General features: G+C 63.7%; 9 protein-coding genes. 6 read left to right on the top strand and 3 right to left on the bottom strand.

From position 1 onward, the window contains the following. Together H926_RS26615 and H926_RS26610 are read left to right on the top strand one after the other, a co-directional pair. On the top strand, positions 1-501 hold a 501-nt coding region (locus H926_RS26615; protein ID WP_022676117.1), incomplete at its 5' end, for a ParA family protein. Continuing rightward, a complete protein-coding gene (locus tag H926_RS26610; RefSeq protein WP_022676116.1) occupies positions 498-812 on the top strand; it encodes a ribbon-helix-helix domain-containing protein in 315 nt (104 codons plus the stop codon). The genes H926_RS26615 and H926_RS26610, both read left to right, overlap by 4 nt. A 36-nt stretch (positions 813-848) precedes the next feature. Here H926_RS26610 and H926_RS0109675 read toward each other — a convergent pair whose 3' ends face one another. After that, positions 849-1,289, bottom strand: coding sequence for a hypothetical protein (locus H926_RS0109675; protein WP_022676115.1), 441 nt, complete (start codon positions 1,287-1,289; stop codon positions 849-851). A gap of 229 nt (positions 1,290-1,518) precedes the next feature. Then, positions 1,519-2,184 (bottom strand): recombinase family protein, encoded by a 666-nt coding sequence (locus H926_RS0109670; protein ID WP_022676114.1) that lies wholly within the window; start codon positions 2,182-2,184, stop codon positions 1,519-1,521. Between the two features lie 268 nt (positions 2,185-2,452). Between H926_RS0109670 and H926_RS0109665 the strand changes: the two genes are divergently transcribed. The 4 genes from H926_RS0109665 to H926_RS0109650 all read left to right on the top strand — a co-directional run bounded on the left by H926_RS0109665 (position 2,453) and on the right by H926_RS0109650 (position 6,905). Next, positions 2,453-2,698, top strand: coding sequence for an AbrB/MazE/SpoVT family DNA-binding domain-containing protein (locus tag H926_RS0109665; protein WP_022676113.1), 246 nt, complete (start codon positions 2,453-2,455; stop codon positions 2,696-2,698). Next, on the top strand, positions 2,695-3,081 hold the full coding sequence (locus tag H926_RS0109660) for a type II toxin-antitoxin system VapC family toxin (RefSeq protein ID WP_022676112.1): 387 nt from the start codon (positions 2,695-2,697) through the stop codon (positions 3,079-3,081). The genes H926_RS0109665 and H926_RS0109660 overlap by 4 nt, the downstream gene beginning before the upstream one ends. A 78-nt stretch (positions 3,082-3,159) precedes the next feature. Continuing rightward, entirely contained in the window at positions 3,160-4,275 is a 1,116-nt protein-coding gene (locus tag H926_RS0109655; protein ID WP_022676111.1) for a DNA repair exonuclease, read from the top strand. Next, complete coding sequence (locus tag H926_RS0109650) at positions 4,272-6,905, top strand: AAA family ATPase (RefSeq protein WP_022676110.1); 2,634 nt, start codon at positions 4,272-4,274, stop codon at positions 6,903-6,905. The genes H926_RS0109655 and H926_RS0109650 overlap by 4 nt, the downstream gene beginning before the upstream one ends. A 257-nt stretch (positions 6,906-7,162) precedes the next feature. Here the strand turns inward: H926_RS0109650 and H926_RS26605 are convergent. Next, the coding region (locus H926_RS26605; protein ID WP_043608853.1) for an AAA family ATPase at positions 7,163-7,800 on the bottom strand (638 nt) is incomplete at its 5' end.

The raw sequence follows: 7,800 nt of genomic DNA, 5'->3' as shown, positions 1-7,800 counted from the left end.
ACGATTTTTGCAACAGAGCCATCCAGGCTGACAAAGGTTCTCGAGGAAGCGAAGTCGATGGGGGCCGACGTGGTAATCCTCGACACGGCTCCGCACAGCGAGAGCACAGCTCTCGAGGCGGCAAAGGCGGCAGATCTGATCCTCGTACCGTGTCAGCCCACGATCATGGATCTCAGGGCTATGGCGAAGACAGTCGAGCTGTTGAAGCTGGTTGGCAAAACGGCGTTCGCGGTCCTCAACAGCGTGCCTCACCAAGGCACTGGTGGCCAGGAGGCGGCCGAGACGATCGCTTCGTCGTTCGGGCTTCAGGTCGCGGACCCGTCGTTTGGGGATCGCGTCGCCTTCAGCCGCTGTATGATTTCGGGCCAAGCAGCGCAGGAGGTCGAGCCGAACGGAAAAGCTGCCGCAGAGGTGACCGCCTTGTTTGACTGGGTGGTCGCACAGCTGCACACTCGCACACGTGCACCTGCGCAGCGTAAGAAGAAGGGTGAGGCGGCATGACTAGAAAGGTTGGCTTCGCAGCAGGTCTGGGTAAGCTGGGAGAGATTGGCGGCAAGGTTGCGCCAGCGCCGTCGCCTATCGCTCGACCGGCCGAGGCGGTCGAGGCGGGGGAGGGGGACGGGCCTGTTCGGGCGGCGCCGGGCCCTCGCCGGAACGGCAAGGTGAACATTGCCGGTTACTTCGATCCCGCGGTTCGTAAGCAGCTTGCGATGCTGGCTGTCGAGCACGACACCGACCAAGTCAAACTCATGGCGGAAGCCCTGAACCTGCTGTTCGAAAAGTATGGGCGCTCGCCTATCGCCTCCGCTTGAGACAACCCCGCCGTCAGTCGCGGCGACGGTAAAGGCTCAGCGTCGCGCGCTGCATAGCTCGGAGTTGCGCAGCAAGCGCGCTCCGAGCACGCGAGTTTCGCGTTCCATTTGCTCCTCCATCATTGACCAGATGGTACGAGCGGCCGCGCAGTAGCCAGGTACGTCGGCTGCGATCTTGTCGTCGGTCCACCTTTCGATGTGTTTGTCTGAGATGAGCCTCTTAGAGGTGAAGGCGACAAGGAAATCCGACAGCGCAGCACGATCGTCGCTGTCTGCCGTTTCCAGTAAACGCGGAATAATGCAGTCGCTAACAAACGCCGACCTTTCGCGGCTTGCGCGGGTTAGATCTAAGCGAGCCTTTTCCAGACCGGCAATGTTCGCGCAGTCGGTTGCGCAGTGACTCTGAATTAACGTGAGGCCAACCCGGATGACTCGGTGATGCTCCTCAAGACCGCGAAGCAGTTCCTTGTCCATCATGGTTAACCGACGCCTCCCAAATACTGCCAAAAGGCAGCATCTGCTGCGCCGTCTACCGTATCTGGGAAATCAGCTCAGCGATATTGATAACGCCCGTAACGACTGTTGGATCGTTAGCCAGAAGGAATTTTGTTAAAGCCTTGGGAAAACGCGCCTGACGACGGCGTCGACGCTACGGCACAGCGGCTTGGCGAGTTGGAAGGGCAGGGGAAGCCCGAATTGCTGGCGCTCAGGCGATGTCCTCGACAGCGCACGGATCAGTGCCGCTGGCGTCGCCCGACCGTTCGTTCTTCAGGCGGCGAGCAATCTTAGCGAGCAACGTCCGACTGCAGCCCGTGCCGATCATGATCTCGCGCCAGCTCTGCCCATCCTTCAGTGACCGGGCGATCGCGGCGTTGCGGGCAGTGTTCTCAACGCGGCCTTTGTAGAGGCCTGCGGTTCGAGCTCGGCTGACGCCTTCGGCTTGCCGGCGCCGACGATCATCATAATCCTTGCGAGCGACCGCGGCGAGGACGTCGAGCATCATTGCATTTACCGCGGCGAACATCCGAGCTGTGAAGTCGTCGGGGGTAGCGATCAGGTTCCAGGAGGTTGGCAGATCGAGAGACACGATCCGAACCTGGCGTGCCTCGATCTCCGATCGCAACTTGCTCCAATCGGCCGAGCTGAGGCGCGATAGACGGTCGACCTGCTCGACCAGCAACACGTCACCGGGGCCGCAATCGTCCAGTAGTCGAAAAAGCTCCGGCCGGGCGAGGCGAGTGCCGCTCTCGTGTTCAACATAGCGCGATGCGATACGGAATCCATGTGAGGCGGCGAACGCATCCAGCGCTGCGCGAGCGCGGGTCGCATCCTGTTCAGCGGTCGATGCGCGGAGATAAGCCCGGACGAACATGCTTCAGTCCTTTATGAACGGTCTTGTTATGTCCAGTCTTTTTTGAGAGCGCGTTTGACGGAAAAAAGACCGGGCGCGCTCCGGTCTTTCAGAGGTATACCCAAACCGTACCTCCTAAAATGCGTATTTGGCAGAATCGTGGCGGCGTGGCACAACGTACCAGCTGTGACATTAGTATAAGGGACAGACGCAATATCGACATTGTTGTCGTCGGCGGGGGCGTCAGCTATGTTGCGTCAACGTGGTACATCAGGGCTGGCGTGCAAACATGACCTTGCAAATCAACATTACGCCTAACGGGCGCATGAGCCTGCCGGCAGACGTGAGGAAGCGCCTTGGCCTGAGTGGCGGTGGTGCGGTCTACCTTGATGAGACGGAGGACGGCGTGGTGTTGCGGACGGCAAGTCAGGCTGTGGCACGTGCCCAGGCTCTGGCCAAGCAGTACACTGGCGGTAATCCCGACGCATCCGTCGACGCATTCCTTGCCCGACGTCGGGAAGAGAGCGGCGAATGAGCGTGGTGCTGGACGCGTCTGCGATCATCGCGATGCTCAAGGGCGAACGCGGCGCGACAAAGGTCGCGGCTGAGATCGGTGGGGCGCGGGTGAGCAGCGTTAACTATGCCGAGGTAGTCAGTCACTTCGTCCATGCCGGCATGCCCGAGCGCGAAGTCGATGCGATGCTCGATCCATTGCCGCTGACGGTCGTGCCGGCCGACAAGGCACTCGCGCAGATTGCCGGGCGGTTGCGGGCGGCAACAGCGGAGGCGGGACTCAGCCTTGGTGACCGTTTCTGTCTGGCTCTTGCCCGACGGGACGGTCTGCCCGCATGGACCAGCGACCAGAACTGGAAGAAGATCGCCGATGCCGTCGAGGTCAAGGTTGTCGCGATCCGCTGACTTTACATGGTGGCGGGGTAGGGAAGGGGGCAGGACGTCCGGCTCGACAGCCATAACCCACACCGCCAGAAGGTTTCCATGCTACGCCTGATCCACACTGCCGACTGGCAACTCGGCAAGCCGTATGGCCGCTTCGACAGCGACGTGCGCGCTGCGCTTAGCGAGGCGCGGTTCGATGCGATTGACGCGATCGGCAAAGCAGCTGCGGAGCATGATGTCGCGCATGTGCTGGTCGCTGGCGATGTGTTCGATACTGAGGGACCGGAAGACCGCGTGATCGTGCAGGCGGTGTCACGGATGCAGCGCTATGCCTGTACCTGGTGGCTGCTGCCCGGCAACCATGACTTCGCCCGCAACAGCGGCTTGTGGGATCGTGTCCGCGCCAAAGGCGCCGCCAATGTCCGTATCCTCGCCGAGCCGGTGCCATGCGAGCTGGAGCCCGGGCAGTGGCTGCTACCGGCACCACTGACCCACCGGCATAATCTCGACGATCCGACCGCGCTGTTCGACACGATGGAGACGCCAGGCGCGAGCTTGCGCATCGGTCTGGCACACGGCTCGATCCGCGACTTCTCGTCGCGCGGCGAGGCGCAGAACCAGATTGCGCCTGATCGCGCGCAGCGCTCCAACCTCGACTATCTTGCGCTTGGCGACTGGCACGGGAGCCTCCGGGTCGATGCGCGCACCTGGTACTCAGGCACGCCCGAAACCGATCGCTTCCAGCGGGATGAGCCGGGCTACGCTCTGCTCGTGACGCTTGAGGCTGGGGCGGAGCCGTCGGTATCGCCAATCCGTACTGGCAGGTTCCAGTGGCTGATGCGTTCGTGGACGGTTGCCGACGCGGAGGGCTTTGCCGCCGAGTGCGACCGGCTGCTTGCGCAGGTCGAACCATCGGCAACCCTCCTGCAGCTCTCGCTCTCGGGTATCGTCAGTTTATCCGATCGTATCGCGATCCTTGCGCGCCTCGACAATGACCTGCGCCATCGCCTCCGCCATCTGACGGTCACCGCCGACGATCTCGTCGGTCGGCCGAGCGAACAGGATCTGGCAGACCTGCGGGTCGAGGGTATGATCGGCACGGCCGCGGCCAAGCTGATGAGCATGATAGAGGCCGGTGGCAGCGACGGCGCCATTGCCAGGCGGGCGCTCGAGCGCCTGTTCGTGGAACATCAGCGTGGGCAGGACGCGGCATGAGCCTTCGGATCCGGCGCATCGCGCTCTCAAACTTCCGCAAATACCGCGACCCCTTCGTGCTCGACGGGCTGACGGATGGGCTCAACGTCATCATAGAGCCCAACGAGACCGGCAAGTCGACGCTGCTGGAAGCGATGCGCGCCGCTTTCTTCATCCGGCACAACACCGCCAACCGGCTTGCGCGCAGCTATGCACCTTACGGCGAGGCCGTCGCCCCGCAGATCGAGATCGGCTTCGAGGCGAAAGGCGAGGCGTGGGAAGTCAGCAAGCGCTTCCTGAAGAGTGCTTCGGTCGAGGTTCGGGGACCGAACGGGCGTGCGCAGGGCGAGGATGCCGAGGCGCAGCTGCAAGCACTGCTCGGCGCGCGTCGCGACACCAGCCAGGGCGGCGACGCGGCCGCCCACGGCGCACTCGGTCTGTTGTGGGTCGGGCAGGCGCAGGCGCTTGAAGTGACTGCGCCAGGCGAGATCGTGCGCGACAGCGTTCGCGCTACCCTGGAAGCTGAGGTCGGCACGATCATGGGCGGTGTTGCCTACCAGCGTGTTCGCCCCCGCATCGACAGTCAGTACGCGGAATACTGGACCAACAGCGGTCGGCTGACTGGTCGCCAGACTGCGGCCCGCGACGAGCATGACGCCGCGCAGCGCGCCGCGAGCGAGGCGGCCACTCGGCTTGCCGCCCTAGAGCAGGGCTTTTCCGACCTCGAGGCCGCACGGGCGCGGCTGAAGCTGCTCGACCGCGATCTTGCCGATACAACCGATGCTGAGCAGCGTCGGGCGCTGGTAGGCCAGCTTGACGTGGCGCGCTCTGCCGCTCAGCTGCTCGACACACGCCGCGCTGAGCAGGGCCGCCTTGTCGACCGTGTCAGGGCACTTGAGGATCTCGCATCGCGCCTCGCAATCGCCCGCAAAGCTGTCAGCGACACGGCTACAGCGCTCAGCAAGGCACGGGATAGTCGATCCAGCCTGATCGGGGAGTTGGCGGCCGCGCAGGAACGAGCGACGACAGCCCGTGAGCTGCTAACCCGTGCTCGTGACACTGGGCGGACCGCCCACGCGGCACTTGACGCTGCTCGGATACGGGCTGCCGAGCGCGAGCGCCGGGTAGCAGTCGGCGAGGCACGACGGCGATATGCCGAGCTGGTTGCGCTGGAGGCCGAATACGAAGTGACGCGACAGCTCGCGACTGCGGTGATCCCCACCACCGTCATCAAGGCCCTCGAAGAACGTGAACGTGCCGTGGACAAGGCGCGGGCGGCCGTGGATGCCGGTGCGACGCGGATCGAGTTCGCCGGTGATGTCAGCGGCCTGACGATCGACGGATCTGCGGCGGAGCGTGGAGACCGGATGTTGTCTCGCGAGACGCGCATCCAACTGGGCGATGCCGAACTGATCATCCGTCCGCCGGTCGGGCTGCAAGGCGCCGAGACGGCGCTCGCCAATGCGACCGATGATCTGAACGCGGCCTTGGCCGAGCACGGGGTGGAGAGCGTCACTGCGGCTCGCGCTCGCAACGAGGCCGCGCGAGACGCGGTCGCCAACCTTCGCACGCTCGAGGCGCGGATCATCGGGATCACGCCTGCCGTGACGCTGCTCGGAATCGAGGTGGGCGCGTCGGCCCTGAAGCTTTTCATCGTCGAATTGCAGGAAGGCGCGGAAGGGGAGGGGAGTGGCGAGGAACCAGACGTCGAGGCGCTGACCATCGCGTTAGGTGAGGCGGATACGGCGCTCGCAAGGGCGGAAGGTGTCGATGCAGTGGCATCCGAGCAGTTGCGCGAGGTGGAGGCGCGCAATACTCCATTGATGGTGCAGGAAGCTGGCGCCGAGCGGGATGCGCTGAACGCCGCGGCACAGCTTGCCACCTTGGAAGCCAGGCCCGAGGTGGCCTCGCTTGACGACGCTTTGCGCGATGCGCGCCAGCAGGAGGCGGCAGCGCTCGTCAACCTGCAGGATGCCGAACGCGCAGCGACTGCGCATGACGTTGCTACCATCGAACGGCAGATCGGCCTGCTGGACAAGCGGGTCGAGGTGGCCCGGGCCCAGCGTACCGACCTGGAAAAGGTGATTGCCGGGCTCGAGGCGCGGATCGAGGCGGAAGGCGGCAAGGGGCTGGCCGACCGCGCCGCAGTCGCGCGCGAGGAGGCTGATGCCGCAGCTACCAACCTGGCACGTGTGACGCAGGAAGCCGAAACGCTGAAGTTGCTTCGCGACATGTTGGAGAGTGCGCGCGCCGAGACGTCACGGACATTCGTCGGGCCGGTGGCGCGGCGTGCGCGCCGGCACATCGAACGGCTGCTGCCGGGTGCGAATCCCGGCTTTGGCGACGACCTTGGCTTGGCGTCGATTGCGCGGGGCGGTTTGGGCGAGAGTTGCGGCGATCTCTCCAGGGGCACCCAGGAGCAGCTGGCAGTCCTTACGCGGCTCGCCTTTGCCGACATGCTCCTCGAGCAGGGAATGCCAGTATCGCTGATCCTGGACGACCCGCTGGTCTATTCGGACGATACCCGCCTCGATCTCATGACTGAAATCCTGACGGAGGCGGCAACGCGGATGCAGATCATCCTTCTCACCTGTCGTGATCGCGCCTTCCGCCATCTTGGCAATCGGATTAGCCTGACGGGAGATCGGTAGCGAAACTTACACGTTCTGGTAGGATTACGGCCCGACCGAGTTCGGATGGCAATCGGCGTAAGCGGACGTTCGTTCAGCTACGGCTCGCCGATTACCACCCCGGCTCGCTGCGGTGGTGCCCTTGCCGATCAACACGTCGCCGATCGCCGAAATGGTCCACGGCGCTCCCAACCGCGTCTTTGCCTGCAAAATCCGGGCGGGTTGGTGTGTCGGATGAACGCCGGTGCCGTCAAGCGGGCGAAGGTGGCGCGCGGGGTCTAAGCCTCCGCGAGTGCCTTCAGGCCGCCGTAGTGGAGTGGTGCGACCGCCTCGATCATCTCGAGCAGGTAGATCGTGTTCTTCTGGGTTTCCGCCACGAGGGCTGGGTCGAACGACTTGCCGGTGTGGTGCGAGAGGTCATTGGCGAACTTGTAGATCGCCGTCTTCTTGTGCGGGTCGAAGTCGGTCTCCTCGAGCTTCCGGTGCAGGCTCCGGTTGGAGGGCACGTGGAAGTCGAGGAACGTCTCAAGCACCTTACGGGCTATGTTCGGGACGTGGTAGCAGCCGAGGATCGTCCCGTCCGACTTGAAGGTGTGCAGCACCTTGAACAGGTAGTGGTATTCGGTCGCGTGATCGATGAGTAACCGGTCGAGCGGCGCGAGGCGTGCGGAACGGCCTTCCTCCGTTTCGGAGCAGAGGACCATCGTGAAGGTCTTCTCCGCTCTGGGTCCTGGAATGTTCTGAAGCCAGTTGATGACTAGTCTGAGAAACTCGAAGTTATGGGTGAGGATGAAGAGTTGCTTGGCACCCTGCGTCCTGTTCTTCAGGAACGAGAAGGCTTGGTAGATCGCCGAGGCGTCGAGGCTTGAGATCGGGTCGTCGATGACCACCACTCCTGAGAACACCGGGAATAAAA

Origin of the sequence: Novosphingobium sp. B-7, assembly GCF_000410615.1 — a bacterium.
Lineage (GTDB): Bacteria > Pseudomonadota > Alphaproteobacteria > Sphingomonadales > Sphingomonadaceae > Novosphingobium > Novosphingobium capsulatum.
Note: the sequence above shows the minus strand (reverse complement) of the source record. Positions and strands in the feature narration are given on the sequence as shown.

Excerpts from the sequence above, each read along its gene's own strand:
- H926_RS26610 (WP_022676116.1), top strand. The coding sequence starts at position 498 with ATGACTAGAAAGGTTGGCTTCGCAGCAGGTCTGGGTAAGCTGGGAGAG.
- H926_RS0109675 (WP_022676115.1), bottom strand. The coding sequence starts at position 1,289 with ATGATGGACAAGGAACTGCTTCGCGGTCTTGAGGAGCATCACCGAGTC.
- H926_RS0109670 (WP_022676114.1), bottom strand. The coding sequence starts at position 2,184 with ATGTTCGTCCGGGCTTATCTCCGCGCATCGACCGCTGAACAGGATGCG.
- H926_RS0109665 (WP_022676113.1), top strand. The coding sequence starts at position 2,453 with ATGACCTTGCAAATCAACATTACGCCTAACGGGCGCATGAGCCTGCCG.
- H926_RS0109660 (WP_022676112.1), top strand. The coding sequence starts at position 2,695 with ATGAGCGTGGTGCTGGACGCGTCTGCGATCATCGCGATGCTCAAGGGC.
- H926_RS0109655 (WP_022676111.1), top strand. The coding sequence starts at position 3,160 with ATGCTACGCCTGATCCACACTGCCGACTGGCAACTCGGCAAGCCGTAT.
- H926_RS0109650 (WP_022676110.1), top strand. The coding sequence starts at position 4,272 with ATGAGCCTTCGGATCCGGCGCATCGCGCTCTCAAACTTCCGCAAATAC.